Raw genomic sequence first — 26730 nt, forward strand, 5'->3', positions numbered from 1 at the left:
AATCCTTTTATTTAATGTCCTGCGCTTTAACATCAGCGCCAAATCCAATCCCTTGTAACTGCCTTGATAGTGCTTTTTTAAAATCACTGTCACTCATGCCGAGGAAAACACGCGCAGGAACGTCAATTGTCCAACTGGCTTTTGCTGTTTTTCCGCTTAACTTTTTGATAAGTAAACCCGCTTGATTAAAAGACATGGTTTCCGTTATCTGTTTGACTGTTGGCTTTTTAAGCCGCTTTCCTGTTTTGACTTGGTACCCCAAATCGCGCAGTTTCTTTGCCTGTTTTTTAGTTGCTAATCGGTTCGGATCACTATTCTGCTGGCTTTGTACTTGCTTACGGCTGATAGTGACGTTCATCCCATGTTGTTGAGCATACCCGACTACGCCAACTGGCACATTTTTAGCGCCATTGCGGTACTTACCGCCTTGCAAATAAATACGTACTGACTCAATTTGTGGCATTTCTTTGATATGCAGTAACTTAGGCATGTTACGCAGCATTTTTTTACGCCACGGACTTTTGCGCGTTGGCCAGTTTTGACCATCCGGTGCCTGCTGATTTTTAACATTTCGTTTTGCAGCAGCAATCACACCATATTTAGCCATGCGCCATAAAAAACGCTGCCGTTTTTTAGGCGGTAACTCCAAGCCCTTTAAGGCTTTTTGCATATCAGAGAACTGATTTTTATTCAGCTGACCATTAATGATCATGTTTCACATCACTATAAATTTCAGCGTGTTCAGCAAACCATATTTCGGCATCAACTATTGACCATTTTTTACCGTCAAACGGCACAATCCCGTTAGGATCTTCTTTCATCACTATAGGCTCAGCGAGTGAAATAGTGACTACAACAACGGCGGTTTCTTCATCAACATCAACTGTCATTGATGGCGGTTCTTGCTCAAGATTGCTATCGCCCAATTCGTTATCTTGCTCACTTAGCCATGCATCAATCAGCAATGGAATATAACGCGGGTCTAAATCACGATAAGGGAATCGCCCCCAACCGATGACCGCATCAAATTGCTGTATCATCATTTGATACTGGTCTATCCCCACTTCTTTATGAGCAGGAATGAAATGTATCTCATCCATTTCGCTAGTAAATTCAACCTTACAAACGCGTTCTGGTAAGTTAGCTTTCAAAAAATTCGTTAGGCTTTGTAATTTGCTCATATCATCGCTACCGTGACACGTTTTAAGCCTTTCATATTGCGGATCACGAATGCGGCTTCCGCAAGTAAATTGCTTCGCGTTTCTGGATTTTCCTGCTTAGGATTTGGTGCACGACTCACAATTGAGGTGTATTCACCAATCAAATCTGCTTTTGCTCTTGCATACAGTGCTTTTTTATATTGCGCACATAATGCGTTTTGTCCGTTGGCTTTGGCTCCCGGCGCTTCACTTGCAGATTGATAACCCTTTGCGATTAATTGCCTTTTTAGCGATTCCAGCGATAAATTAATTTCAGCAATGCTGGCTAATAACGCATCGGTTAATAATTCATTATCTAAATCAGTAGGTACTTGGCGTTGTTTTTGGAAATCAGCCAAATTTAAATCAGGCCAGAATCCATCATTGGTAATTTCAACTGATTGATAATTTAAATCGTTGCCGTTGAACATGATTTATCACCCAGTAAAAAGCACTGATAAATTAGGCACACTCTTAATTAATAATAAAATTATCGTAAAACTAATTACGGATTTAAAATTAATTAAAACTGGAAAATTAAACTTTGCAGATGAACAAAATGAATTCCAACTTTTTAAAACATAATATGTGGATAGTAGAACTATAAAAAACAATGCAACGCTCAAACCAAATAACGTTAAAATTGATGACATAATTTATCCTTAAAAAAACGGGCAGTCCGGTTTCCACAGTTAATGACATGATTGTCATACCTCCACCGCGCCCGTTTCGGCTTGCGGTAGTCGTTTTATTCTGTTGTTAGTGCCCTGATTCGCATTGCTATGCGCTTCAAGTGTGTATCAACACCTACTTTATGGTTTAACTGGCGCGCCCGTTCCATGTATGACGCAGCCTGTTCTAGCGTATCAACGCAATCAATCGCGCTGGCTTTCGCATCTGCATTGACATCACTTCTCAGCAAATTCAATGCTGCAAATTTGTAGTATTTCGCCCTGATTTTTTCATGCACCTTCCACTTTTCAGTAACATTCTTAAAGGTGCGTGAAAAATAAGGTTCGATACTGTTTCCCGCTTCATTTTCCAGCATTGCCCACGCTAAAATCGTGTCGGCAACAAATGCCGGAAAATTGCTGCGGAAATTGTCTGGGGTGAGCTGTCCTTGCTCTATGGCGATATCTGCCCAGTCCAATCCTTTATCGAACTCCCCAATATCAAATAGCCAAATGACGCAGTAAGCAAAAATTGGGTTTCGGTAAACATCCCCCTCTGACAAGTAGCGTTCAGCAGTGGGAAGATAAGCGGGTAATAACTCCCGCTTTTTCATCTCAATTCTGTCTGCCGTTGTCGGTTGCTCACGCAATCTTTTGACATCCCGCTCAATCGCCCTCGCTTGTAAGTGCATACTGGCACCATCGGCGATAGTAACGGCTTGCTGTTGCTCTAGCTTTTGGCGTAGTTCAACGCTCGCCCGATGACGTTGAGCAGGTGATAGCATGGCTTATTCACCAACCTTTTCAGCAGGTTCAGTAATTTCACCAATAGTGACCGCACTTTCGTCATAAGCGGCATATAACTCCGGATATTCCAAAGCATAGCCTTCATTACGTAAGTATTTGTTTTCATACTGCTTACGGTCTTCTACAAATTCCGCTTTACGCTGACGCGAATTGCGTTGGGTGTAGATATGCAGGTTTGACAGATATGTCACAACCATGCGTTTGCCCGGCATAAATGGAGGAATAATCGCAGGGCGACCTGCAATTGTGGTTCCCAACATTTGAGCAGCAATTTTCTCAGTTGGCTTATCAGCGGCTTGATAGAGGCGGTATTGTTCAGCCGCAACTAAATCAGGCCCAACTAATACAACTAAGCGTGGATCACTGCGATATTGCACTGGAATACAGGTATTAATCAGGTCTGATGCCATTGCATCTAATGAGCGATAATCCCCTTTATCATCCAGCTTGACAGGGTCAGTAATCACCTGTTTACCGCCATCCCAATCTTTTGCAATCTGATGCCAGCCAATATTGACGTCTTCACCATTTGGGTATTTTTCAAAATCAGTGGACTTGGCGACGTGAGTCCCATTCCAACCAATTCGGATCATATCCAACGCAAATGTTTCATTAGTAAAAGCTTGCATACGTTGGAAAAACTCATTTTCGCTTCCTGAGTTAGCCCAAACAGATAAAAGCGCCCAATCAAGTGCTGCACCGGAGTCAGTTTCAACCAGTTTGTACTCATTACCATCGTTCGCAGTTTGGCGAATAAAACGCCCACCTTGCTTACGACCTGTAAAAATACCGGGGTTACCCACTGAAACGACTTGCCCTTGAAGCTGGTCTACATCGGCACATGTAATCATGTTCAAAAATGCAGATTGCTCCATGAGTGCATTACGCAATGATGTTTCTTTTGGGTCACTCAGCGCGAAATATTTTGAAGTGTCATCCACTCCATAGGCTTGCGCCAGCCCTGCGGCATACGATTTTAAAAACTCTCGTGCACGATTATTTAATTGCATGGATTCCTTTCCTTTTTTCCCTTACAGAAAATTAAAACGTGCGTTTTTATTTCCGGCTGGGTTTGGATTTGGTTTTAGCGTTGTCACCTTGTCCAGCTTGCTGAAATTTTTAACTAAATTCGGCAAGTTATCACGCAACTGTTTAAATTCATTCGTATCGACAACTTCTTTGACTGTTTCGATATCTTCTTGAACTTCAGTCACGTCTTGCGACGTTTCATTTAGCTTCGATTCCAGCTCCGCAATTTTATCTTCTGCAGCTGCCAGCGCTTCGGCTAACTCTTGAAGGTCGGGATTAGGTGTTGGCTCCGGTGTTGGTTCCGGTGTTGGCGCTGGGTCTGCAATATTATATTTTTTGCGCCAGTTTTTTTTGTCTGACATGATTCCATCCTTAGATTTGTTGCGACTAAAGTGTAGCCGTGTTGTTCCTACGCTTGCCGGGCTATTAGTAACAGCCAGACCTTCTAAATAGTGCTTGCCCGTACCGCGAAAATTTCCATCCGGAGTTAATTCAATGGAGGTAAATAGATACTCATCTTTTGAATTAGCCACTAATAGACTGACAAAAGGTCGCAGAATGGCTAAAAGCTGTAATTCCCCGTTTTCATTTTCATCAAGCATAACTTCAAGAACTTCACCAACGGGGTCGGTATCATGATTATGCTCAGGCCAAATTAATGCCGCGTATAGCTTATAATCATAAGTATCAGCGGCTTCAATGAGGTGTTGACGTTCGATAATCCGTCCATCAATAGTGTCACCCTCAGTCGCGATACACAGCCACGTTGTTCTCAATTGTGACATCTACATGTTGCTCCCATCCTTGGGTTAATTTGCATCCATTCCTTTTGGTAGCCCAGTATTGCCCACATTTTTTCCAGTGGCGACAAGTTCGATTCGGTTATAAATCCTTTGCCGAAAGCCGCTTAATGCCAGCGTTTAAAGGTCGGGGCACAATGCATCTACTATGGCTAAATACACGGATGCAAAAATACAGGTCGCAAAATCGTTATATTTGCGACGCTATACTCCAGCGGAAATCGCGGAGGAATTGAGCCTGCCTAATCGTCGGATTGTTTACTATTGGGCAAATAAATGGAATTGGGCGGATATGCTCAGTCATGAAAGTGTGATTGAAGCGATTAACCGTCGCATCGCTTTATTAAGCGATCGAAATAAAAAAACGGAGCTTGAATTAGATGAATTAGACCGCCTGATTGCTAGTCACGTTAAGTTGATGGCACAAGCCAATAAGCATGCTGAAAAAATGGCGTCGCTAAAAGCGCAACAGTCAGATATGCAAGGACGTGGCGATTACGTTCTAGATGACGACGGCGAACCTAAGAAAAAGAAAAAATACCGTAAAAATGATATTTCCAGCATCACTGAAGAAGACTTTCAAAATTTCGCTGATGAAATGCTCTTTGGTTATCAAAAACACTTACGCATTAATATTACCCAAGCTGTACGCAATATTCTAAAAAGTCGTCAAATCGGGGCGACATGGTATTTTGCATTTGAAGCGTTTGAAAATGCTTGCTTAACCAGTGACCCGCAAATCTTTCTATCTGCATCAAAGCCGCAAGCCGAAGTATTTCGGTCATACATTGTGAATATCGCTGAAAAGTTTTTCGGTGTCACATTAACAGGCAACCCTATTCGTCTAAGTAATGGGGCTGAATTACGCTTTTTATCAACCAATAAAAATACGGCTCAATCTTATTCAGGTCACTTATATTGTGATGAATATTTTTGGGTGCCTGACTTTAAGCGCTTAAATGATGTTGCATCAGCAATGGCAACGCATGACCGCTGGCGCATCACTTATTTTTCCACACCTAGCTCTAAAACACATCCGGCTTATCCGTTTTGGATGGGGGATGAATGGCGCGGCAATGACCCTAAACGTAAGAACGTCGAGTTTCCAAGTGAAAAAGAAATGCGCGACGGCGGGCGTGAATGCCCCGATGGGCAATGGCGTTATATCATCACCCTTGAAGACGCGATAAACGGCGGCTTTAACTTAGCATCCATTGATAAGCTACGACAACGCTATAACCCTGATACATTCAACATGTTGTATATGTGCGTGTTTATTGATAGCGGTAAGTCTGTCTTTAAATATGACACCCTAATGAAATGTGGGGTTGATGTGAATCTGTGGGAGGACCATAAACCAGATTCACCCCGTCCATTTGGGGAGCGTGAAGTTTGGGGCGGTTATGACCCTGCGCGTTCTGGCGATACATCTACGTTTGTGATTGTTGCACCGCCAATGATGGCACCGGAAGTATTCAGGGTATTGGCGACATTTTATTGGCAGGGATTCAGCTGGCGACACCAAGCCAAGCTGATTGAAGATTTAACCAAGAAATATCGTTTCACGCACATTGGTATCGATACAACGGGGATTGGTCAATCTGTTTATGAAATGGTGCAGGATTTTGCACCACGGATCACTCAGCCTATTCTTTACAGCCTACAAATGAAAACCCAGCTAGTCATGAAAATGATAGATATCGTGGATGAAGAGCGTATTGAATGGGATATGGACCAAAAAGAAATCCCCGCATCATTTTTGTGTATTCGACACACAATGACGGGCAAAGGTGGTGCCATGACATTTGTTGCAGATAGAACACAAGAAACGGGGCATGCTGACGTTTTTTGGGCAACATCTCATGCGGTGATCAAAGAGCCACTGAACACAGATAAAAAACGCAAATCTAAATATCACTTTGCAAAGGCTGCATAATGAAAAAGAAACGGAATTCACGCAAACAAATGGCTCGAGAAGTTAAAGCTCCCTCAAAAGGTTTCAGTATTACTTTGGGTAAACCTGAACCTATTTTAACAACACACACTGATTATCAAAATGTGTGGTATGACAATGATTATGACCATTGGACGCCCCCAATTGACCGTGAAGCACTGGCGCAGCTAGTGAATTTAAATGGTCAACATGGCGGTGTGCTCTATGCTCGGCATAATATGGTGACAAGTGACTATATTGGCGGTGGTCTAACGCATGAGCAATTAAAAGCGGCTGTTTTTAATTACTTCCTGTTTGGTGATGTCGCCATTTTAAAAGTCCGTAACGGCTGGGGTGATGTCGTTGCTTTAGAGGTTTTACCCTCTCTTTATTTACGCCGTCGTAAAAATGAGGATTTTGTCATTTTACAAGAGGGTGAATCGCTGGCTTATTCTCCTGACGAAATCATTTACATCAAAATGTATGACCCGCAGCAACAAGTGTATGGTTTACCCGATTATATCGGGGGCATTCATGCCGCGTTATTAAATAGTGAAGCCACTATTTTCCGTCGTCGCTATTACCATAATGGCGCTCATACAGGCGGGATGATTTACTGTAATGACCCTAACATGACGGATGAAGTTGAAGAACAAATTGTTCAAAAACTCAGTCAAAGCAAAGGGATTGGTAACTTTGAAACCATGTTTGTGAGCGTGCCGAACGGGGAGCCTGATGGCATCAAATTTATTCCGGTGGGGGATATTTCTGCAAATGATGAATTTAGCAATGTAAAAAGCATTAGTGCGCAAGATGTTCTTAATGCTCATCGTTTCCCTGCTGGTCTTGCTGGCATCATTCCCGGCTTAGGCTCTGGCGGTTTGGGTGACCCATTAAAAGCAAGGGAAGCGTATCGACAAGATGAAGTTATTCCGGTGCAAAATTTATTCATGAATGCCATCAATTCTGAAATCGGCAGGAATGAGTCATTAAAATTGAATTTTCGTCAAAACACGCTCAAGGAAAATGAATAATGTCTAAAAATAAGTTAAAATTAAGGCATTATCAACAACCGGAGGTCTGGAACGTGCGAGTATTAAAAATATTCTGCCCCGAATGTAACCAAAAGGCGATAATCCGCAAATCGAATCGTAAACACCGTGAGCTTTCAGACCTTTATTGCGCCTGTAGTGACGTTGAATGCGGTCATACATTTGTTTTAAATCTTACCTTTAGCCACACAATCAGCCCAAGTGCAAAAAGTAATGAGCTGATCCAATCGATGATTGGCAATCTTAATCCAGAACAGCGCCAACTGGCGCTGGGTTTGTTAACTTCCATTACTGCGTGATTGCAGTTGAATCGGCATGGCTGCTATTAAGCAGCCTGATTTTTCTATTATTTTTCTTCAAAATCTCTTCTTTGGCATCATCTGCTAATTCTGTGATAAGCGTGAGCACAACTTGACGCTCATAATGATTACATCCCTCTAAACTACCTAATTTAGCAATAACGCTAATGCGCTCAAATGCTACCGATTCCTGCAATAGATCACTCATATTCAAATTCCCATTTGTATACTGGATATTTATACAGTATACATAAATAAAGTTTTTGGGAAACCCTGTGAATCAGAAATAATTAAAATTTCTTTTGAATTACAGGGTTATGTGATTTATCTATAAACCGTCTGTTTTGTGACATGTCACGGTAATATTATCTAGCTTCAAATCATGCCAACCTCGTGTTACCCAGCAAGCTGAATCCCCCGATAAACAACACTCTGTCACTGGCAGCTGCTCCCCACATTTTTTGCACGTTGATTTTGATAGCTCTTGCAGTTTGTCACTAAGCCTAAGATTATCTTGTCGAATTAACAGTTGTATGTATTCATTCATTTCATAAGGTGGTAATCCTGGTCGACGTATAGCACAATTATTTTTCAACATTTCATGTTCTTGACTATCGACTATCAACTCAAATTTAATCTCACCATTCTCTTTTTGTCTTTTACGCTGTACCGCTTTACGTTCTGCTGCTGTTTTTGCCATTTTGTTCTATCCTCTGCTGAATTCTGGACATGACCTGATCACACTTAGCCAGTGATTTTTGAGTTTTATCTACTTTGGTGACTATTTTTTGAATGTGGCCATTCGCATGAAACCTCACGCTCTGACCGTTCTCTGTATATGTTGCCCCTCTCGCTAGCGAATGGACCATAAATCTGTCTTTTTCGGGGTCTAACGTGATGCCAATTTCTTTGGCTTTTCTCACAATATCTGGAATAACCGTTTCTTTGTCTTTAATCGTCCTACGTGCCTGCGTACAGTTATTGACAGAACTCCAAGGGGCGCTAATCGCGCCATCAAAACCAGCCTCCGCTGCCGCTTCGGCCAACTTCGGCACTATCTGCCAGTTCTTAATACGCGTGATGATAGGGCAGTCGCTTCCGACTAAAGTGCAATAAACCCCCTTGATACAATCGACGGGTTCACCATATGCGTTAGTTTTTAAGTCTCGCTCATACCAAAGACGGGCAATGAGATCGGCGCGACGCACAAAAGCACCGCCTTGGAGTTTTGTGTATTCATCCCACTCAGTTTTATCTGCGGCTTTATGTACTTCTGCGAAATTGAGGTCTAATCCGGTTGAAGTCTCAGTGTCATCCCCCATACGGCGTAACTCACGCCATACAGAAACAGGAGCGCCACCGATTTGCTGGAACTGTCTAATTTTATGATGTGAAGCCCAAGCCGATACCGAACGTGCCATTTCTTTGGCTTTCTGTCCGGTTTCTTCGTCAATCTCATCGTCCATCGCGTAGCCATCGATATTCTTTGAGATGTATTTAGCGATATAACCTGTTGCACTGCCTTTCTCTTTATCGATTGGCTCAACATGAAAACGGGCTTTAAGGGCTTTCTGTGATTGAAGTTCTTCCGAATCCTCCAAACGTGCGTAATAGCAAAAAATATCACGCAGTGCGTCAACGTGTTCTGGTCTGACAAATAGCAGCATGTGCCAATGCGGTGTACCGTCGTGATGCGGCTCAACAACGCGAAAGCCGAACACACGAATACCCGCTCTCGCGTAAGCAGCTCTAATTTTTTGCCAAACACCGCAAAGATATTTTTGTGTTGCTCTAGGGTCGTTCCCCATCCAGTTAGAAACAAAACCACCTGCTTGGTATGCCGAATGATATTTGGATGGGGCAGTTATTGTGTAGAATTCACCAACACAGCCCATTTCATCAGCTAAATCTTCAAATCCGCGCATTCTAGCCATGAGCTCACAGCGACGAACGGCAGGGTTAGCTGCGCTACCTAACACCATCTTTGATAAATCGGCGGTATTCCCGTCCTCGTCACGCAATTCAAATTCTTTTAAGAATTGCCAGTTAGCACGTTTTTGTTCCACCCAGCGATGCAGTGTTGTTTTCGATACATAAGGTGATGCTGATTTTTGGACTTGGCCAATCGCAATAGCGAGGTGTTCACGCTTTACGTCACATAAACGCTTTAATCTGCGGTACCACCATGCAGCATCAAACATGCGTAATAGTGCCGCGCATAACTGATCATCAGTAGGCTTCTTGCGCCCATTGATAAACTGTTGCCAATATGGCGGCTGGGTACCAGACTGCAATGTGAGTTTTGCTATTAGCGCGTAAACATTATCAAGCCGCTCACGGGCTTCTCTCTCATTACTAGGGTCAACATTGGCATATTGCTCTGTAACCGATTGATAGTTACCACTCATAAAATTAGCAATATCATTTGCCAATGATTTGATGATCGTCCTATCCAACTGAGCAATATTTTCTAATTTTTCGATAAATGGGAAAGGTGTGTTGCCTGAAACGTAATGTTTAAATTCATACTGTTTCATGACAAGGGCGAATCGTGGCAATACATTCTTGGCGGTTTTGCGCAAAAACTCATTGGCACGACGACGACCATTTTTATTAAAAATGCGGGCATACTTTGTTGCAAAGTAAATTGCGAGGAAGTCTGGGACGTGAGAAATAATATCATGACGCCACTCAGCATCATCTTTATTAGCATCCCACATAATGCGCTCAGCCAGAGTCGCTGATTTAGGCAACTCCGGCTGATTCGCATCCTGATTGCGACGCATTGAAATATATACGTCGCTGTTGTGTTCTTCATTTAATTCAACATTCATTTATATTACTCAAACCGCTAATTGAAGTTGATAATCGAATCTATCTTTTTCTTCACAGTAATTAAGAGAGCTAGCACTGTTATGTGATTCAATCCTTTCTACTAAAAGGGATGCCCTTGTTTCTTTTGATGCTGGCAAATAAGCCCCTATCCAAGCTTTATCAATACCTATGTTCCTTGCGACATTTGTGCTATCCGCTGATGACAATGGCAACTGAGTAAATATCTGTGGATTCAGCATTCTGAGACCATGTAACTTAGTGACTGGTAATCCGTTTGCATCGACTATGTGACGAATTAAATCTTTTATTCGTGCGACAGCTATTCGTGGGCGTTTAACGTCATACTCGCCGCAACTTCCAATAGCAACTCGCGGGTATTCATTGCATAGACGAATAAATCGCTCGTCTGATTCATTCATGTGCCATACAGGCACGCCGTAAAAATCACCATGCGGCCACTCTGTTAACAATGCGTCATTTTCATCTTCGCCACCGTCAATCACATCTGGAATAATGGCAAAATCAAAGCGAGGATGGTTTTTCCATTTGTTCACAAAATCATAGTAATCAGACCAATCAATTTTGTTTTTTCCAGCTGCTTTCCATGCTGTAAACGCTCCATTATCTACAGCGAAAGACTGACAAATTTCAGATGCTAAATTGAGCTGCCCCGTGTGCGCGAAACTAATAAATGCATGACGCCCTTTCCAAGCCCTTATAGCGCAAGTATCAGGAGTAATAGGGCCACCGTGATAATGGATCATGGCTAATTACCTATATGCTGATTTTCAATGTGATTGATTTCACTTTCGATTAACTGACTAATAGCTGCATAATCTGGTTTTTCTTGAAGCACATACATTTGTAACTTACGCAGGCGTGATGCGTAGCGGTCATTGCAAACTTGTCGTTCATCGTTACGGTTCCAATTGATGTGACCATCAATTAAAATCGCATCATTTGAAGTGGCATCTAATACAGGGGTAAATACTGGTTCTGGTATATTCATTTATTTAATTCCTAAATTTAGAGTGTAAGAATCCCTGACGCGCTAACGTCATTTATGTAATTGGGTATTAGTTAATTAAGTGGTAATGCTAAATTCTTTGGTAATAAAGAAGTGACAGCCTTAATATGATTAATGGCTTTGACGATATTAAATATCTCTGTTGTAGTTAAATCTTCAAACTTGCAGTCGTGGCGTTCTTTTTCAATACCTGCCATATAGAGAATAACACCTAAGAATTTTTTATTTTCTTCATGGTGTTGGCTAAAGCGGTCACGCATTTCTAACATGAAGAATTTCAATGCTTCATTACTTAAACCAAAAACCTTTGACTTTAATTCAGCGGTTTTATTTAACCCACTAATGCGCATATCTAATGGGATTTCATTAATGCGATTTTCTATAAATGATGGATTGTGTTGCATTTTAATCACCTATATTTTAGAAATTAAATAGACAATAGCGAACAAAATAACAGGAACAATATATTTTAAAGAGCCGTCCTGTTTATTACTGAATGAATCGCCAGTTAATTTATATTTGTACTGCTGCTTATGTGCTTGAGTCATAATCACACCATTGATTGGCTTAAATTTGCGACTGCATCAATTGCGGATACAAACGCAGGGGATGAATGTAAACGGGCTGAAATTGTCACACCAACAAGCGCTAAGCAACGGATCGCATTATTTACGCTCTGTTTAATTTCAGCTGAACGAGCACTATTAATATGACCACCTAAAACCGCTTGACTTGCTAACTTCCCAACCTCAGCTGTTGCATTTAATACATAAGAAGGAAAATTCCCCTCAGTCGCATTATTCAACGGTACTGACGGTTGGCATTGAAGCTGCTCTAATAAACCATCAATTAAAGTCGCGTCCTCTGTCGCATCAGTAACTTTAATTAAGTCCGCCCATGTGAATTGGTGCGGCTGCTCTGGGTTTAACTTGTTACGCAACATTTGCGCATTCATGCCGATTGCTTCTGCTATCTGAACAAGATCACCTTTGTGCATATTTGCAAAAGCACGACACGCATTATCAAAGTGTGATTGTTTGGAAGCTTGATAATCAAACATAGCCTTTACTCATTCTATATTTCACAATACAAACACTGAATTTCACCATCTGTGAAATCATTACTTACTATTCCAAGCATGCCAATCAATAAAAACGCGGTCATTCTTTTTATCTTTTGGCTTAATTTTTAGTTTTCCAGTACTCACATAAAATCTCGCAGTGCGAATTTTCATGTTTGTGCGTTCACAAAACGACTTTAACGGAACCCAGCGGTTCTCAGCTTGTGAATTTATTGCCTGAATCTTATTCATGAGGCAAAATCTCCTATAACTGTTAATTACTGTTAACTACTGTCAATTGCTGATATGAGAAATATATTTCACGATTCGCGAAATGTCAACTGCGAAAGATGAATTTTTTCTTGAAAAGAGAAATGGTGAGTTCAATGAGTGAAAAGTTTGATTTTATTTCATGCCCTGATAGTGCAGGAGTTCTTGATAGAATCATGGAGGCTTACGGATTTAGTTCTAAGCTAATGATGGCGGAACATTTCAATATGGGCCCCAGCGGTATATCCGGTCGATACAAGCGAGCAGTATTCCCAGCTGATATGGTAGTTCGCTGTATACATGAAACTGGAGCAAACTTAGAATGGCTAACATTTGGAACTGGTAAACCTTTTGATAATTCTAAAGTTGATATCTTAAAACTCAATAATTTCAAGCTAGTGAATGGTGAACTCACTCAAGCAAGCAATGTAATGTTTGATAAAGTCATGTTCAAAAGCACATCACCACTACCCAACGAACCTATAAGTGTTTTAGAAAACAACACTTATTACATTATCGATAAAAAATTTAGCGACATATTTGACGGTAAATGGCTAGTTGATATCGAAGGAAAAATAAGCATTAGAGATTTAACACGAATCCCTATCAAAAAAGTCCGTGTCTCAGGTGTTGGCATTCCCTTTGATTGTGATTTAGAAGACCTCACTGTGTTAGGTCGTGTTGTTACTATTGTTGAAAACCAATAAATAAAATGACAGTAAGAAAAATAGAATCTGGTGAATGGCTTTGTGACATTAGGCCTAATGGCGTTAATGGAAAACGCATCAGAAAAAAATTTGTGACTAAAGGTGAAGCCCTTTCCTATGAAAAATTTATCCTTGGAGAAAAGGAGGATAAACCATGGCTAGGCGAAAAACAGGATAACAGGCGACTATCAGATTTAATTAACCAATGGCATGACTTATACGGCAGAACCTTAACAGATGTTGACCGTATGATGTCAAAATTAAAGGCTATCTGTGCTGGGCTTGGTGATCCAATTGCATCACAACTAACAGCATCTGATTTTAGCATATACCGTGAAGGTCGTTTGAAAGGTGAAATACCTGATGTTAACGGGCGTTGCATGGAAATAAAGCCTGTTACTGTAAATCATGAGCAACGTAATCTATCTGCTGTATTTGGAACACTAAAAAAACTTGGGCATTGGTCTTTGCCTAATCCACTTGCAGGCCTGCCTACTTTCAAGGTTGATGAAAGTATGGTTACTTTTTTATATAAAGATGAAATCAAGCTCTTGCTCAATGCCTTAGCTGAATCTAAAAGTGATAGTGTTTTAATGATAGCTAAGATTTGCCTTTCTACAGGAGCCCGTTGGAGTGAAGCCGAGAATTTAGAAAGTAACCAAGTTACTCCCTATCGCATTACTTATAAAAACACAAAAAGTAAAAAAGTAAGAACTGTTCCTATTTCAAAAGAACTGTATAACGAAATTCCTAAAAAGCGTGGAAAACTATTTACCCCTTGCCGTAAAACATTCGAAAGAACGGTCAATAAAATTGGAATTGAATTACCTGATGGTCAATGCACTCATGTTCTAAGACATACGTTTGCAAGCCACTTTATGATGAACGGAGGGAATATTTTAGTTTTGAGGGATATTCTTGGTCACTCTGATATCAAAATGACAATGATTTATGCACATTTTGCTCCTAGTCATTTAGAGGATGCCATAACGAAAAATCCTTTAATTGCCCTTGATGAATAATTAGTAATTTAACCTTTCACTTTCGTTGTTCTAACATTAACATGATCCACAAAGTGTCCACATAGGTTGTTAATAGCTGTTAATCATTGTCAACTACTGACATCTAACTATTTGATTGTTAATATAACCTATTGTTTTATATACCCCCTAGAGAGAATGTAGAAATTTCGGACGCGGGTTCAACTCCCGCCAGCCCACCAAATTTTAACTGTCAGTGATGTGACAACAACTTTAAAAACAGTAAGTTAGTAAAGTTGAGCAGACAGTAACATTACCCAGAATGGACTTCGAAATGCACGTGAAATGCACGCGCACTAGAAAAATAGAAAAGCTCACTTCGGTGGGCTTTTTTATTCTCTATTGTACTAAGAGATAAATCTAATGAGAAAGGCTTGTATTGAATTACATTCAACAATGCAATATCGATGAAATAAATTTAATGATTTAAAAACACCAAGTTACCTTAAATAAGGTCATTATTTAAACACAATTCTTATACATTATCTTATACACTTGATTTCATATATGACAAAACTGTTCCATTTCTAGCTACTCCTTCTAAAAGAACATTTTGCTTACACTCTCAAGCCTATTCATTTAAGTACTGAATAAAGCAAACTGGTACTTATATATTCAAATTCTTAACATAAAAAATTGTAATATTAGTTGTGGTCGTTAATTTCACGATGTAATCCTAAAAAATCACTGACTAAATTTGATATTCTATAAAAGTCATTTCACTTAAAATTTCACTTCAAAATATTGGAGACTTCATGAATATCACTCAATTATTTCTATTAGCTTTAAATTGTATCAATGAGCATCGGGAACCATCACATACTGAGCAATCAATAATTTATGTATTCTATAGAACAAACATTGCTGGATTGATTTCTATAGATGAATTTATGGACAAATTCGTTGAGCTATCCGTTTACTGTGATTCATCAAAACAAAACAAAGCGTTTGCTATCAAACTTATTGAAAAACATTTACATCTATCAGCAAACAAACTGACAGTGATAAAAAGTATGCCTACCTAATAGTAGGCACTCCAAAACTACTCTTAATAATGAGGAATGCCTAACTAATTCACTTAATAGTTAACGCTACTGAACTTCCCACATCACCTCATTAAAAAATTCTTTAATATCAACACGTAAAATCTTAAGAGCTGAAACCAAAGTATCTATATCTATTTTATTTATTCCTCGTTCATAACGATATAACTGCTGTGCGCTTTTACACCCTATCAGTTGAGCAAATTCAACAGCTGTATATCCAGCGTCACGTCTCAGACCTTTAATCTTATTTCCAATCAATGTTGTTACTAAGCCATCAGAATTCATGCTTCGATACTCCATTCCTATAATTAGACACAATCTATCGGGCTCTCCAATTTATGGATTACTAACTATCCACATTCTTATCTCATTTATAGATAATCAACGAAAGATAATTTTGACTTGATAAATTTAAATTAATCTTCTAATAATATTGACTTTGCTAATGTTTCTTATTATTTATAGGTAATAGACTTATTTCAATAGGCATTACCACTAAAAAATGAAGAGGAATATTTATGAATAAGTTTCTAATTTCTGCTTGTATGATTGCATCAAGTGCTCTGTCCTTTAATGCATTAGCCGCAGACAAAATGACCTCAACTCCCGAAAATATGACATGTAAAGAGTATGTGGACTTAAACCCTAAAAGCTGGGCTCCAGTTGCCTTATGGGTAACATCACAAGATACTCAGTTTAAAAGTGGAGACTGGGTGGCATTATCTGAACAGAGCGTTGCGGAAGCTCCTTTAATCCTTGAGTTTTGCAAGAAAAAACCTGAAGGAACTTTAAAAGATTACCTTGCTAGCAAAAAATAAAATTTTTTAACTGGTAATAGCCGCAGTTTAATCTCTGCGGCTATTTAGATTACTCACAGCAATTCTATTTGCTCTCCCCCCATCCTTGATACCAATACAGTGACCGTTTTATAAACTTCACGGCTTCAATGAGTTAAATAGAATCACTCAATATTAACTGAGATTGATCTATTTATTGCTTTAATGCACGCCCGCCTCTTCGTTGAATATTTCAGTTCGCTTTATATTTGTAGTACTCGATACAACGACTGCATATGCACGCAAAGATACAAATAGCCTTCCTCCAAATCCTGTGGTTCAAATAGGAATGTCACTGCTCATTAATAAGCTATATGGAAATAAATGAAGAAGAATTATGTTTACAAGCGATAATCATCGCGGGATGAATTGTAGTCTTGCAACCATTTTTATGGTACGTGATATATCTAATTGTCACCTTCACATCTTTAACTTCAACTCTGAGTGTGACATACAGAGAAAAATTAGCCTTCGAGTTCTTTCTACCACAATTATCGTAGTTTGAGGCGAGTATTTAATGTCATTGAAGATAACGTCAACACGAGTAGAAAGGAACACTCAGGACACAGATCCCACCAGCTCTACCAAATTTTAACTGTCGTGATGTAATAACAGATTAAAAACAATAAATTAGTAAACCGAGCAGACCGGAACATTACCCAGAATGGACTTCGAAATGCACGCGCAATAGAAAAATAAAAAAGCTCACTACTGTGGGCTTTTTTATTCTACAATAAAGAATCCTTCATATTTCCCTATACTAGAAAAACGCCTCTCTCTAATCATACCTATTCATAGTTTTGCATTTATAATAAAAATTATCTATTTCCAAAATTAGTATAACTATTTAAAATATAAAAAACCTAACAGGCTGATATAAGAAAAAGGTTGGCAGAGCCATAAACTTTAGGGAATCCCCTAAATCTTCTTACTTCCAATATAACAACATCATAACCAAGCACTTTTAATATTCCAATGGATAGATCAGAGCTCATTTTCTAATGAATCGTACAGTTCATCTACTATCCAGTCTCTATCATGTTGCTGCTTAAGGCTGTGTAGCCTTGACTTGATATCATTTTCTTTGAGCCCTATAAGACGTGATATGTCATCTATTCTCAATTCTCGATAATACCCTCTGGTACTGCTAACTATCACTGTCCGTAGACGTAGTAGTAGATTAAGAAAACCATCATCTTCTTGGCAGATCCGCCGTAAACACCGACAAACAATTTTAGGAGAATCTATTTCACGCCAAGCATACATATAGCTTAACAAACTATCGAACTGAAACAATTCATTTTGAATACATCGTGTTCTTAAGCGACGTGACATAAGCTTACACAGTGAAATCACCTCCGTATTTTGCAATATTCTCTTCTGCATGGCTAAGGGCTTATTTCCAGCTATGCCATTCTGCCACAACAATATTCGTAGATATAAAGCAATCCATTTCCATGCATTTCCTTGTGTGACCATTTGTTTTAGTAGGCGAATTCCGTTTGATCTATCCAGTTCTAGTAATCTACGGAGCAGATTATTTACAGCCTCTTCTGTACCTAGTCTTTGCCAAGAGAACCACTGATTTCGTTCATAATAGAAAGCAATAACGCCATCAGTGTAATTGAAAAAAAATTTTAGTAAGCCCGCACATTCCTCAAAATCTCTTTCTTTAATTATATGAGCATTTAGTTGGCTAAGGATATGCTCATACCATGTTCGTGATATAATCCCTTTACTATTGATCTTGCTAAGCAGCTCGTTAGCAAGATCGGTTTCTTTACCGGGTGTTCTAGCTAAGCTGAACAACTTGGAAACAAATTCTGGGGGCAGGACATTTTGTGGAGCAGAAAAGGCAAAATAGTAACGCCAGTATGCGCTACTACTGAGCCTTCTTTGTGCGATCATTTCAGCTTTTTCTTCTTCACCGTGCAGCCTAAAAAGGAGCAAAGAACCAAAGTCATAGCCTTCAACCCCAGGAATAAGTTCTTTAAGTCTGTGTATTACGGTTTCTGATGAATAGTTCAATATAGATATCGCAGTGGTCAACCCCTCTTTTAATTGTTGCTGTTCTTCCTCAGTGATAATGCCATCGCCTGATGCAATTACTGCATACTCAGTCAAATACTTTTCCACCCATTCATACAAAGTACTGTTAGTCACTTGGATTAGTTGAAGAAAGCACAGATCAGGTAAATAAACATAATCTCTAACGCCCGGATAGCGAAAAGCAATCGCATTCAAGGACATCTGTACTTCACGAGGGGTCCTTATTGCTGCCCCAAAAGTATCAGTAATTGTATTTAGATCTGTCAATAATTCATTGTCAGGAGGGTAACCGTTTACCGACTCATAAAGATCAACCACACCTTCGAAAAATTGTCTTCTCAGATCAAACGACTCAGGAATAGGAAGACTAAATCGTATTTGTATTATTTTCTGTAGATAGGTATTTCCATCTTCAACTTTCAATCCGATACTAATTGCCTGAGCGAGAACAGCTTTGTCGTAACATAAAATATATCGAAATCGAGGAAAATCGGCGACTGATTTAACTAGTCGAATAATCTCAACAGCTTGTGCTGGCTCAAGACGATCTAGATCATCAAGTAACACAATAAAACTGAGATCAAGCTCCGAAATTTTCTCTGCTATTTCAGTGCGTAATTCTGCGGTAGTCTTCGATATTTCCCTAGAGTTTACCTCTGAGAAGGACTTTAAAGCCTTACCTGTATCGGGTACGCCAGGAAATAAACTGGCAAATTCCGCCACAGGTACAAGATGTCGTGCAGTGGTTTGTGCGTAACGCAGAATTGATTTTCCAGATTCAGTCAGTTTATTCTTCTTATGAAGTTTCTTACGTTCTTTGGCCGATAATGATTTTTCTTCCTCATCCACAATAATTCTTGCCACTGGGAATAATAAAGTTTCCACGGAGCTAACCCAATCACCATCAAGCCAAGGAGAAATATTAAGAACATAAGTACGTTCGTTTTTCTCTTTATCGAGCTCTGAGCGCAACAAATTCAAGAGGCTCGTTTTTCCTGCCCCCCACGCACCTTCAATACCAATGACAGCACTTCCTTCGCGTCCAATTGCATGAATAGCATCTGCGAGTTGCCTAGCTATATGAACAAATCCGTATCGATCCTGGTTCGGATTTGTCACTGATTTATCAAGAATCATATTTTCCAGTCCAGAACGTTTTATGGTTTGGTTGGTCACTGCTAACTATCTCCTCTAACACAGAATATTGCGAACCAGATTTGTAATAGATAACCTTTATGCATGGTTTGTAAATGTGAAGTATCGTCAGGATAATATGCCGTATAATTCTGACTAACAAGTACGGTGACCGGGTGTTGTGTGATTTTAAAAAGTTAATTGATTTAATTGCTAGCTCTGCTCAAACATATTGATAAGTTGTATTAAATTTTTCGCTAAAACCTCCTTGAATAGGAGCTATTAAATATTAACTACCCATTTGAGGTACAAAGCCACCTGTTATATCAATCGTGACTCATAAAACCTAAGAAATATATTTATGTTTCAGTGTTTCTCTCCTCTTTCACTTATTACTCTATTTCAGATAAAATCACTAGGCATATTCACACGAACGTCAATTCAGTGACCACAAGCTTACCTATGTTTGCTCCTCCCTACTCTCACTAATGTAAGAATGTATTTTAATTTTCAGCTTTAACATCAATTTCATAAACAATCCCCATACAACAAAGCTCCAAGTTTCGTCTAGTTTTTAAATTCCCTCAGTTTACCTGCATTGACTCCATCCATATGATAAGCATAGTTATTACTATTACCCCCCCCAAAGGTGGCATTTAAATTATCAGTAACATACTAAATCAATAGCTATTCAGACAAACAGATTTAACCATTATTGCTACTGATTTATAGGCTTAATTAGTGTTGAGCCTTCTTTATATATTTCAGCTCTTTTTGTATTCGAGAAAGTAAATTTTACATATCTATTCGTATTACTTGATACAGTAACCGTATGTGCACGCATATATACAAAGATACTTTTCCCACGCCCTAATGCTGGAATAGGGATATCATTCACTGTTAATGTTATCTTCAATCCTTTATTGATATCTTCTTTAGCCTGACTGCTTGAAAGTGTCTTTATTCCACCTTTACCATCATCAACCCCCACTAAAAATGCATATGTTGAATAATTAACCCCGGGAGATGCTCTAGATGTTTCAAAAGTACAAGACAAACCGGCATCAAATACACGCTCAAAGTTATCAGAACTGATTTCAATTGCTTTAACCCAACCTGTTTCAAGTGCTCCTTTCGGAAAGGTTTTGTTCAATGGCGTTCCTAATATCTTTTTATTTGTTGCAAAATACACATCTCCCAAAACTTTTTTCGCATCCACAGTTCCTCTGAAGTGACCATCAGCCCCATCAATTCGTCCTCGGAATGTCACCGCATTAAATTCAGCATTACCATTTTTATTAATTTGCCATCCTGATTTACCCGAAACGAAGTTATTCGACTGAATAACATTTCCTATCTTAGCGTTACTAATCGATGCATCCGCGATGAATGACTCGCGCATGTAAATCTGCCCATTTTTCATGAACATCAAGGGTTCCATCTTTCCTCGTGTTGGATTAAAAAAAGCAAAATTATTTGCATTAAACCCAATGAACGATTCAATTTTCCCCGCCTTCACTTCAGCACTAATAACCATACTCGCGGCACTATATTTTTTCCCATCCACCATGATTGTGATGTTTGTATTGTGCATCGCGTACCCGGTATTTTGTTTAAATTCCGACTGCATCTTGGAGTTAATCAGCGCACCTTGATTATCCAATTTCGCCTGAACTTGCTTCTGTGATTCACTGAAAGACCTGTCTAAATTCGTCACCGCTTTATCAAGCCGAACAACGCCTGCGTTTACCCCATTAATTGATGCGGTCACTTGCGCGTATTTTTCTGCCCATGATTTTCGTTCGTCAGCAAACGCTCGCTCTAACGTTTTATGTTGAGATTGTGACTGCTCATGGTTTACCGTAACCTCTTTCTTCACTTCTTTAATTGCCGCACTATTGACTAATATTGACTCATTTAACCAATCAAGTTCTTGAGAGAGCTGTTTCCCAGCTTCTGTCGACATGAAATGCTCGTTCAAATCTGGCAAGATTGTATTCACATCAAACTCGGACTCTCCCCGCACCCACTGAGTCCACTCAGATTCATTACCCGATTTATCAACGAGTCTTGCCCTGAAGTAAAATACAACGCCAGCGGCTAGACCAACCATCTCATAGTTTTTGGATGGATAAGGGACATCAGATAACAACATCAAATTTTCATCATTAGGGGTTTTACTGTACTGAATTTCAGTTTTTAGAGTGTCACTGGTATTTTCATCAAACCCCCAATTCAGCTTAATACCGAACACAAGCGAGGAGGCTTTGAAATTCACGGGCTTCGGTGGATTACCCACTTTTCCTGTCAGGCTAGTTTCAGGGGCATTCGCCCAAATACTGGAGATTTCAGACGCATTAACCGCTCGGACTCGCACTTGATATCGACCAGAATAAACGCCCTCAATATCAAACCCCAGTGATGATGTTCTTGGTGTATTGACCCAGTTCCCGTTATCACGACGCCATTGCGCCTCATAAGCAATCGCACTTTCAGCCGCGTCCCAACTGACACTGAGCGTAGTCAACGCCATACCTTGGTCAACTCTTGAGTAAGACGTAATTTCGACCTTTTTCGGTGCAGGCTGAACGCGAGGCGGAATAACAGTTACGGGGCGTTCGTCAATGCGAGCACCTGAATCAATGTGCGCATAATTATCTGGATGATGTATTGCCCCACTGATGGAGTACGTATTATCACCATTGTCGGTGATATTAATCACTCGGTATAACTGAACCGCTAAGTCATCCGAATCAATGACCCACACAGCCTCTTTTTGCGGTAATTGGGAATATTCAACTGATACCGTTACCACCTTTTTATTCACCAATGTCACTGTGCGCCCTTCTGATTTGCCATCAGGCAGGTTGATGATTAAACGATCTCCTACTTTCAGCGACGTTTCTCTATCAAGCGTGATATTTCGTCCATTAACAGCGGAAACACGCCCACCAGACTCACGTCCTGCCAAGTTTGAGTCAGCAACAGCAATAATATGACCCGGTGAGGGAATAGCCCCTTCTAACCCCGTAGCAAATGTGATCATACGGTCATTTGCATTAGTTAGTAATGCCCAGCGACCACGTCGGTTCGCTTCACTTCGACGGGTACACCCAATTGCAGAGAGTTCTACTTTACGCACGCCATAACGATGTTGAAGTTTTAAATCCGCAACCGCCTCGATATCATCTTTACTGTGGTTATCCGTATCGGTAAATGAAACCAAGGCTTGGGTGTGGCGATTTTGGATACTGCCCCCCGAGTAAGACGGTTTTCCCCCAACGATATTGGCATTAGTAAATGTGCGAAAAATACTGGTTGGCATATCGGCAACCACATTGACTTTATTGTCCGCCCAGAACGTCATACCACGGAAAATCGCCGCAATATCACGCAAGACGGTATAAGCTGACTCTTGCGATTGAATATACACATCACACAGAAAACGAGGCTCTTTCCCCCCACCGCCTCGACCATCAGGTACCAATTCATCACAATACTGCGCGATTTTGTATAAATCCCACTTTTCAATCTGATTGGCTTTGATTCTGTCACCACAGCCATAGCGATTGTTCAAAACTAAATCATAAAACACCCAAGCAGGATTATTGGTTGCTGCCAGTTTAAACGTTCCATCCCAAACACCCGAGTACGTTCGATTCACAGTGTCATAATTTGTCGGCACTTTAACTAACAATCCCCGTTTCGGTCTAACACTAATTTTAGGGATACGGTTGTTAAATTGTCGGGCATTAAATGTCACAAAGAGAAGAGCCGTATTGGGGTAACGTAACTTGGCGTCAATCACCTCAGTGACCGCAGCAATCGAGACTTTATCCGCAATACGAGCGGTATTCTGATTTTTGGTGAGTCGCCTAACGCGCAATTGCCAACCTGTGGTGGCTGAGGGTAAATCGATACGATGGGTGCGCTGATATTCACTGGTAGTTTTACCATCAAATGCTGACTTAACGAGTTCTTGATACCCAGCACCGTCAGTAGATAAATCAATAGCATAGACAATGCGATACCCCGTTGTATCACCATTATCGTGTTGACGCATTAACTGAGGCACTGAAAAGCGAAGGCGAATAGCGGATAACTGCGTATTATTAATCATTCGGATATACGGCTGATCGTCTCGCAGCTCTACCCCCACGGCGATGTCATTATCAACCGACGGTATCCCTTTGATATACTCTTGTTGCTCGCTACCGGGGCGAAACTCCCATGTTACCCCTTCGAAATTTTTCGTTCCATCCGCATTACCAATTGGCGTCTCATCTAAAAAAATACGCGTATCATCCAAGCCCCCCGCAATTTCCCCTTCAGAAATGGCTAACAGAATTTTGGCGGTCGATTCAGAAAGCAAATTATCTTTCGCTTCTACAGGAGTATGACCACCGCCGCCGCCACCTTTAGCACCGTAAATTGTTTCCATATTTCACCCATAAAAAAAGCGACTATTAAGTCGCTCGTATATCTTTCTAATCTCATTATTTTTGGTCTTCGGTATAAATACCCGCTGAGATAATCGCACCGCCAACCTCTCGACGGTCTAATCCATATAAAAGCGGTACCGGATTACCTTGTGCTGTCGTGTTCACCGCACCGCCAAAGGCATAAGAAGGTTTATTGTCTGTATCTTGTCGCATCGATAAACCACTAGGCTGAGGTGAAAGCATTTGTATAACACCACCCAGCGCCATAGCAGCACCACTCAACGCCAATGCCCCTCCCCATGTCCCTGCAGCGGTAAATGCGACAGAGAGACCTCCCGATAAAAATGCGGCAGCACCAATTAGTGCAACCCCTAAAATAGTTTGGAAGAAACCACCCCGCTTACTCCCTTTAATTACCGGAGCAATGCGAATTTCTTCACTGGTATCAAGATGCAATTCATCTTCAGTAATATTGCGCTGACCTTTGAAAACAGCAAATTCCAGCCCTCTCAGATGCGCATTGGAAAGGAATTGCTCGAATCCATCATAGAGTACCGATAACGCTTTAATCGCTTCACGCGGAGAATCGATAGCAAGCCGATGTTCTCGACCAAATTGGGTACCCAAAACACCATAGAGCCGTATTGTTTTTAAACCCATGCCAGCTCCTTACGTCGTACTATCTTGACCGTTCTATCGCGCCAATAGTCGCTGTAAGGAACAATGCGACTTAGCTGTCCGTAAAGATGATGTAGAAGCATGCCATTCACTATCACACCGGCATGATTAGGGACATTTGCTTGCACTTGCATAATGACCATATCACCGTCTTTTATGTCACCAGAAAACTCAACAAACCCTTCTTGCTGCCAGTTATCCATATACAAGTTTTCACCCTCTTCCCACCAGTGTCTCTCAACGCTGTAATTATGCAGCTCAATCCCGTGCATCTGTCGGTAATAATCCATAATGAGCGACCAACAATCTGCGTGACCAAGCACAAACGGACGACCTTCTAACTCACGCTCAATTCTAGGCTGGATTATGCGGATATCACCTTCCGGATAGGAAGCTATCACCCACGGTAGTCCCGAAGCATCACATTGCAATTTGTCTATTTCGCTCGGTTGAGACGTCACTCCATCCCCGCAATGGCTATGAACAATCGCTATTGGATTGCCCCAATCTTCGGCTGCGGCATAGTCTTCTGGGGAAAGTTCGAAATGATCAGTTGGATTATCGGAAAGATTTCGGCAGGGAAAATATTTTTTGACTCGACTTTTTTGGCAAATCACGCCACACGCTTCTTTAGGGTATTCCGCTTTGACATGCTGAAATATTACCTCTGTTAATTTCTTCGTGATCATCGTACTAACCCCGCGGCAGGGAATCCTCCAAAATCCAAAGGTTCATTTTCGCCAAATCGTTTTTTACAATCGCTAATGAGTCCACCGCACTTATCTAATGCCGGATCATCAACCGGTTCACCACGCTCATCGAAATATTTATTGCCCGTATAATTGCAACCTCGCCCGCTTCGATAATCGCCTTTCATACACCAGAAACAGAGGTTGTGGATTTGGCGACCGGGGATCATAACCCCTTGCAAGTCGAACGGACTCGACAACTCAAATTCAACTGCTTCTCCCGCGACTTCGCTCATTTTTCTATCGATGAAATAAACCTGTTTGAAAAATTCTTCAGGGTTAGCGGTAGGATTTCCCTCTGGAAAATTCTTAGCATCTAGATAGTGCGCGAAGGTTTCATAAATAGTCACTTTCGCCAGTGCCATATCATCGAATTGCAAGCACAACGAGGATATCAAACCATCGACATTCGCCACTCTTAATAAGGGTCTGGCTGGACTACCATCACTATTTTTAGCTATGCCCTCGATTTCATAAGCCCATGCGCCATATTCATTTCCTTGCCACCAAATGGATTTTGGCTTGATCCCCCCCTCTGCAACGTCAATTTCTTCGGGTGTATGCGGCAAGTTGTAGGCATGGAATCGAAGAGTTGGTCCATCAAACTCACTGCCGTCCACTTCAATTAATTGAACCCTACTTCCCGGCTCTAATTTTTGAATGTCAGATATTATATTCATGCACTAAACGCCTGTTCAAAGGTTGCAGTTATAGTGATAGAGCTACCGCCAATTGGCTTTAATGTAATGGAATCAGCTTTCACTCGATATAGTCCTTTATCTCCCAAAGGTGGCACCCATAGAAATGATTTTGCTGTATGTGAGCGAATAAAGGAAAAAATAGGCATTACCTCTGACTTATGCCCCGTATAGGTAAATCCCCATGATTGAGATTCAGTATTGAGACCATCGCCTGAAACTTGCTTATAGCCATCACCAAATGCCACTTCTTTTATTCGATGCTTAAATTCGCCAGTTGGCGAGTCTTGGATTTGAGTTCGCCACTTAAACTCTTCAATCATTATTACCCCTAAATAAAAAAGCCACCCGAAGGTGGCTATGTGAGGA

General features: G+C 40.5%; 28 protein-coding genes. 7 read left to right on the forward strand and 21 right to left on the reverse strand.

The window, feature by feature from the left end:
- Positions 1–7: 7 nt before the first annotated feature.
- The 6 genes from ACY3ZI_RS14035 to ACY3ZI_RS14060 form a co-directional block, all read right to left on the reverse strand.
- Positions 8–712: a hypothetical protein gene (locus tag ACY3ZI_RS14035; RefSeq protein ID WP_487375372.1), complete on the reverse strand. Its 705-nt coding sequence runs from the start codon at positions 710–712 to the stop codon at positions 8–10.
- Entirely contained in the window at positions 702–1181 is a 480-nt protein-coding gene (locus tag ACY3ZI_RS14040) for a phage tail protein (protein ID WP_487375373.1), read from the reverse strand. The genes ACY3ZI_RS14035 and ACY3ZI_RS14040 overlap by 11 nt, the downstream gene beginning before the upstream one ends.
- Complete coding sequence (locus ACY3ZI_RS14045; protein WP_164560911.1) at positions 1178–1630, reverse strand: head completion/stabilization protein; 453 nt, start codon at positions 1628–1630, stop codon at positions 1178–1180. The genes ACY3ZI_RS14040 and ACY3ZI_RS14045 overlap by 4 nt, the downstream gene beginning before the upstream one ends.
- 317 nt (positions 1631–1947) lie before the next feature.
- Positions 1948–2655 (reverse strand): phage terminase small subunit, encoded by a 708-nt coding sequence (gene gpM, locus ACY3ZI_RS14050; protein WP_487375374.1) that lies wholly within the window; start codon positions 2653–2655, stop codon positions 1948–1950.
- A 3-nt stretch (positions 2656–2658) separates the two neighbouring features.
- Positions 2659–3687 (reverse strand): phage major capsid protein, P2 family, encoded by a 1029-nt coding sequence (locus tag ACY3ZI_RS14055; RefSeq protein ID WP_487375375.1) that lies wholly within the window; start codon positions 3685–3687, stop codon positions 2659–2661.
- Positions 3688–3708: 21 nt separating this feature from the next.
- Positions 3709–4491 (reverse strand): GPO family capsid scaffolding protein, encoded by a 783-nt coding sequence (locus ACY3ZI_RS14060; RefSeq protein ID WP_487375376.1) that lies wholly within the window; start codon positions 4489–4491, stop codon positions 3709–3711.
- Positions 4492–4654: 163 nt separating this feature from the next.
- Between ACY3ZI_RS14060 and ACY3ZI_RS14065 the strand changes: the two genes are divergently transcribed.
- From ACY3ZI_RS14065 to ACY3ZI_RS14075, 3 genes are read left to right on the forward strand one after another with little or no spacing between them, the layout of a single operon-like run.
- Entirely contained in the window at positions 4655–6442 is a 1788-nt protein-coding gene (locus ACY3ZI_RS14065; RefSeq protein WP_487375377.1) for a terminase large subunit domain-containing protein, read from the forward strand.
- Positions 6442–7473 carry a phage portal protein gene (locus ACY3ZI_RS14070; RefSeq protein WP_487375378.1) on the forward strand — a complete coding sequence of 344 codons (1032 nt, stop codon included), beginning with the start codon at positions 6442–6444 and terminating at the stop codon, positions 7471–7473. Before ACY3ZI_RS14065 ends, ACY3ZI_RS14070 begins: the two co-directional genes overlap by 1 nt.
- A complete protein-coding gene (locus ACY3ZI_RS14075) occupies positions 7473–7790 on the forward strand; it encodes an Ogr/Delta-like zinc finger protein (RefSeq protein WP_433587067.1) in 318 nt (105 codons plus the stop codon). The genes ACY3ZI_RS14070 and ACY3ZI_RS14075 overlap by 1 nt, the downstream gene beginning before the upstream one ends.
- Here the strand turns inward: ACY3ZI_RS14075 and ACY3ZI_RS14080 are convergent.
- The 8 genes from ACY3ZI_RS14080 to ACY3ZI_RS14115 all read right to left on the reverse strand — a co-directional run bounded on the left by ACY3ZI_RS14080 (position 7780) and on the right by ACY3ZI_RS14115 (position 12964).
- Positions 7780–7998: a hypothetical protein gene (locus ACY3ZI_RS14080; RefSeq protein WP_487375379.1), complete on the reverse strand. Its 219-nt coding sequence runs from the start codon at positions 7996–7998 to the stop codon at positions 7780–7782. The genes ACY3ZI_RS14075 and ACY3ZI_RS14080 overlap by 11 nt on opposite strands.
- 120 nt (positions 7999–8118) lie before the next feature.
- Positions 8119–8490 (reverse strand): hypothetical protein, encoded by a 372-nt coding sequence (locus tag ACY3ZI_RS14085; protein WP_487375380.1) that lies wholly within the window; start codon positions 8488–8490, stop codon positions 8119–8121.
- The gene (locus ACY3ZI_RS14090; RefSeq protein WP_487375381.1) at positions 8465–10624 is read right to left on the reverse strand and encodes a replication endonuclease; all 2160 of its coding nucleotides are present in this window, start codon (positions 10622–10624) and stop codon (positions 8465–8467) included. Before ACY3ZI_RS14090 ends, ACY3ZI_RS14085 begins: the two co-directional genes overlap by 26 nt.
- Before the next feature lie 9 nt (positions 10625–10633).
- Positions 10634–11389 carry a hypothetical protein gene (locus ACY3ZI_RS14095; protein WP_487375382.1) on the reverse strand — a complete coding sequence of 252 codons (756 nt, stop codon included), beginning with the start codon at positions 11387–11389 and terminating at the stop codon, positions 10634–10636.
- A gap of 2 nt (positions 11390–11391) precedes the next feature.
- Positions 11392–11634 carry a DUF2732 family protein gene (locus ACY3ZI_RS14100; RefSeq protein WP_487375383.1) on the reverse strand — a complete coding sequence of 81 codons (243 nt, stop codon included), beginning with the start codon at positions 11632–11634 and terminating at the stop codon, positions 11392–11394.
- 71 nt (positions 11635–11705) lie between these two features.
- Complete coding sequence (locus tag ACY3ZI_RS14105) at positions 11706–12056, reverse strand: DUF5347 family protein (protein WP_487375384.1); 351 nt, start codon at positions 12054–12056, stop codon at positions 11706–11708.
- 146 nt (positions 12057–12202) lie between these two features.
- A complete protein-coding gene (locus ACY3ZI_RS14110; protein WP_487375385.1) occupies positions 12203–12712 on the reverse strand; it encodes a phage regulatory CII family protein in 510 nt (169 codons plus the stop codon).
- A 60-nt stretch (positions 12713–12772) separates the two neighbouring features.
- Positions 12773–12964, reverse strand: coding sequence for a hypothetical protein (locus tag ACY3ZI_RS14115; RefSeq protein ID WP_048608900.1), 192 nt, complete (start codon positions 12962–12964; stop codon positions 12773–12775).
- 134 nt (positions 12965–13098) lie between these two features.
- Between ACY3ZI_RS14115 and ACY3ZI_RS14120 the strand changes: the two genes are divergently transcribed.
- From ACY3ZI_RS14120 to ACY3ZI_RS14130, 3 genes are all read left to right on the forward strand, one after another.
- On the forward strand, positions 13099–13689 hold the full coding sequence (locus ACY3ZI_RS14120; protein WP_154602601.1) for a phage repressor protein CI: 591 nt from the start codon (positions 13099–13101) through the stop codon (positions 13687–13689).
- A 5-nt stretch (positions 13690–13694) separates the two neighbouring features.
- Positions 13695–14711, forward strand: a complete 1017-nt coding sequence (locus tag ACY3ZI_RS14125) for a site-specific integrase (RefSeq protein ID WP_487375386.1) — start codon at positions 13695–13697, stop codon at positions 14709–14711.
- A 773-nt stretch (positions 14712–15484) separates the two neighbouring features.
- Positions 15485–15754 carry a hypothetical protein gene (locus ACY3ZI_RS14130; protein WP_006661272.1) on the forward strand — a complete coding sequence of 90 codons (270 nt, stop codon included), beginning with the start codon at positions 15485–15487 and terminating at the stop codon, positions 15752–15754.
- A gap of 66 nt (positions 15755–15820) precedes the next feature.
- On the opposite strand, the gene ACY3ZI_RS14135 is transcribed toward ACY3ZI_RS14130, so the two are convergent.
- A complete protein-coding gene (locus ACY3ZI_RS14135; RefSeq protein ID WP_036952407.1) occupies positions 15821–16060 on the reverse strand; it encodes a helix-turn-helix domain-containing protein in 240 nt (79 codons plus the stop codon).
- Positions 16061–16293: 233 nt separating this feature from the next.
- Here ACY3ZI_RS14135 and ACY3ZI_RS14140 point away from each other — a divergent pair, with 233 nt between their 5' ends.
- The gene (locus ACY3ZI_RS14140; protein ID WP_006658701.1) at positions 16294–16593 is read left to right on the forward strand and encodes an HdeA/HdeB family chaperone; all 300 of its coding nucleotides are present in this window, start codon (positions 16294–16296) and stop codon (positions 16591–16593) included.
- Positions 16594–17595: 1002 nt separating this feature from the next.
- On the opposite strand, the gene ACY3ZI_RS14145 is transcribed toward ACY3ZI_RS14140, so the two are convergent.
- The 6 genes from ACY3ZI_RS14145 to ACY3ZI_RS14170 all read right to left on the reverse strand — a co-directional run bounded on the left by ACY3ZI_RS14145 (position 17596) and on the right by ACY3ZI_RS14170 (position 26684).
- The gene (locus tag ACY3ZI_RS14145) at positions 17596–19836 is read right to left on the reverse strand and encodes a KAP family P-loop NTPase fold protein (protein ID WP_487375387.1); all 2241 of its coding nucleotides are present in this window, start codon (positions 19834–19836) and stop codon (positions 17596–17598) included.
- A 676-nt stretch (positions 19837–20512) separates the two neighbouring features.
- Positions 20513–24235 carry a TipJ family phage tail tip protein gene (locus ACY3ZI_RS14150; protein ID WP_487375388.1) on the reverse strand — a complete coding sequence of 1241 codons (3723 nt, stop codon included), beginning with the start codon at positions 24233–24235 and terminating at the stop codon, positions 20513–20515.
- Positions 24236–24290: 55 nt separating this feature from the next.
- Positions 24291–24896: a tail assembly protein gene (locus ACY3ZI_RS14155; protein WP_487375389.1), complete on the reverse strand. Its 606-nt coding sequence runs from the start codon at positions 24894–24896 to the stop codon at positions 24291–24293.
- Positions 24887–25603 (reverse strand): C40 family peptidase, encoded by a 717-nt coding sequence (locus ACY3ZI_RS14160; protein WP_487375390.1) that lies wholly within the window; start codon positions 25601–25603, stop codon positions 24887–24889. The genes ACY3ZI_RS14155 and ACY3ZI_RS14160 overlap by 10 nt, the downstream gene beginning before the upstream one ends.
- Entirely contained in the window at positions 25600–26343 is a 744-nt protein-coding gene (locus ACY3ZI_RS14165; protein WP_154609905.1) for a phage minor tail protein L, read from the reverse strand. Before ACY3ZI_RS14165 ends, ACY3ZI_RS14160 begins: the two co-directional genes overlap by 4 nt.
- Complete coding sequence (locus ACY3ZI_RS14170; RefSeq protein WP_036952417.1) at positions 26340–26684, reverse strand: phage tail protein; 345 nt, start codon at positions 26682–26684, stop codon at positions 26340–26342. Before ACY3ZI_RS14170 ends, ACY3ZI_RS14165 begins: the two co-directional genes overlap by 4 nt.
- Positions 26685–26730: the final 46 nt, after the last annotated feature.

The organism is Providencia sp. LY12 (genome assembly GCF_057621555.1).

What these genes read in the sequence shown, in the direction of transcription:
- ACY3ZI_RS14040 (WP_487375373.1), bottom strand. Translation starts at nt 1,181, where the DNA reads ATGAGCAAATTACAAAGCCTAACGAATTTTTTGAAAGCTAACTTACCA.
- ACY3ZI_RS14120 (WP_154602601.1), top strand. Translation starts at nt 13,099, where the DNA reads ATGAGTGAAAAGTTTGATTTTATTTCATGCCCTGATAGTGCAGGAGTT.
- ACY3ZI_RS14075 (WP_433587067.1), top strand. Translation starts at nt 7,473, where the DNA reads ATGTCTAAAAATAAGTTAAAATTAAGGCATTATCAACAACCGGAGGTC.
- ACY3ZI_RS14140 (WP_006658701.1), top strand. Translation starts at nt 16,294, where the DNA reads ATGAATAAGTTTCTAATTTCTGCTTGTATGATTGCATCAAGTGCTCTG.
- ACY3ZI_RS14135 (WP_036952407.1), bottom strand. Translation starts at nt 16,060, where the DNA reads ATGAATTCTGATGGCTTAGTAACAACATTGATTGGAAATAAGATTAAA.
- ACY3ZI_RS14155 (WP_487375389.1), bottom strand. Translation starts at nt 24,896, where the DNA reads ATGGGTTTAAAAACAATACGGCTCTATGGTGTTTTGGGTACCCAATTT.
- ACY3ZI_RS14090 (WP_487375381.1), bottom strand. Translation starts at nt 10,624, where the DNA reads ATGAATGTTGAATTAAATGAAGAACACAACAGCGACGTATATATTTCA.
- ACY3ZI_RS14080 (WP_487375379.1), bottom strand. Translation starts at nt 7,998, where the DNA reads ATGAGTGATCTATTGCAGGAATCGGTAGCATTTGAGCGCATTAGCGTT.
- ACY3ZI_RS14060 (WP_487375376.1), bottom strand. Translation starts at nt 4,491, where the DNA reads ATGTCACAATTGAGAACAACGTGGCTGTGTATCGCGACTGAGGGTGAC.
- ACY3ZI_RS14125 (WP_487375386.1), top strand. Translation starts at nt 13,695, where the DNA reads ATGACAGTAAGAAAAATAGAATCTGGTGAATGGCTTTGTGACATTAGG.
- ACY3ZI_RS14035 (WP_487375372.1), bottom strand. Translation starts at nt 712, where the DNA reads ATGATCATTAATGGTCAGCTGAATAAAAATCAGTTCTCTGATATGCAA.
- ACY3ZI_RS14070 (WP_487375378.1), top strand. Translation starts at nt 6,442, where the DNA reads ATGAAAAAGAAACGGAATTCACGCAAACAAATGGCTCGAGAAGTTAAA.
- ACY3ZI_RS14160 (WP_487375390.1), bottom strand. Translation starts at nt 25,603, where the DNA reads ATGATCACGAAGAAATTAACAGAGGTAATATTTCAGCATGTCAAAGCG.
- ACY3ZI_RS14045 (WP_164560911.1), bottom strand. Translation starts at nt 1,630, where the DNA reads ATGTTCAACGGCAACGATTTAAATTATCAATCAGTTGAAATTACCAAT.
- ACY3ZI_RS14165 (WP_154609905.1), bottom strand. Translation starts at nt 26,343, where the DNA reads ATGAATATAATATCTGACATTCAAAAATTAGAGCCGGGAAGTAGGGTT.
- ACY3ZI_RS14115 (WP_048608900.1), bottom strand. Translation starts at nt 12,964, where the DNA reads ATGAATAAGATTCAGGCAATAAATTCACAAGCTGAGAACCGCTGGGTT.
- ACY3ZI_RS14150 (WP_487375388.1), bottom strand. Translation starts at nt 24,235, where the DNA reads ATGGAAACAATTTACGGTGCTAAAGGTGGCGGCGGCGGTGGTCATACT.
- gpM (WP_487375374.1), bottom strand. Translation starts at nt 2,655, where the DNA reads ATGCTATCACCTGCTCAACGTCATCGGGCGAGCGTTGAACTACGCCAA.
- ACY3ZI_RS14105 (WP_487375384.1), bottom strand. Translation starts at nt 12,056, where the DNA reads ATGCAACACAATCCATCATTTATAGAAAATCGCATTAATGAAATCCCA.
- ACY3ZI_RS14065 (WP_487375377.1), top strand. Translation starts at nt 4,655, where the DNA reads ATGGCTAAATACACGGATGCAAAAATACAGGTCGCAAAATCGTTATAT.
- ACY3ZI_RS14055 (WP_487375375.1), bottom strand. Translation starts at nt 3,687, where the DNA reads ATGCAATTAAATAATCGTGCACGAGAGTTTTTAAAATCGTATGCCGCA.
- ACY3ZI_RS14095 (WP_487375382.1), bottom strand. Translation starts at nt 11,389, where the DNA reads ATGATCCATTATCACGGTGGCCCTATTACTCCTGATACTTGCGCTATA.
- ACY3ZI_RS14130 (WP_006661272.1), top strand. Translation starts at nt 15,485, where the DNA reads ATGAATATCACTCAATTATTTCTATTAGCTTTAAATTGTATCAATGAG.
- ACY3ZI_RS14110 (WP_487375385.1), bottom strand. Translation starts at nt 12,712, where the DNA reads ATGTTTGATTATCAAGCTTCCAAACAATCACACTTTGATAATGCGTGT.
- ACY3ZI_RS14085 (WP_487375380.1), bottom strand. Translation starts at nt 8,490, where the DNA reads ATGGCAAAAACAGCAGCAGAACGTAAAGCGGTACAGCGTAAAAGACAA.
- ACY3ZI_RS14100 (WP_487375383.1), bottom strand. Translation starts at nt 11,634, where the DNA reads ATGAATATACCAGAACCAGTATTTACCCCTGTATTAGATGCCACTTCA.
- ACY3ZI_RS14170 (WP_036952417.1), bottom strand. Translation starts at nt 26,684, where the DNA reads ATGATTGAAGAGTTTAAGTGGCGAACTCAAATCCAAGACTCGCCAACT.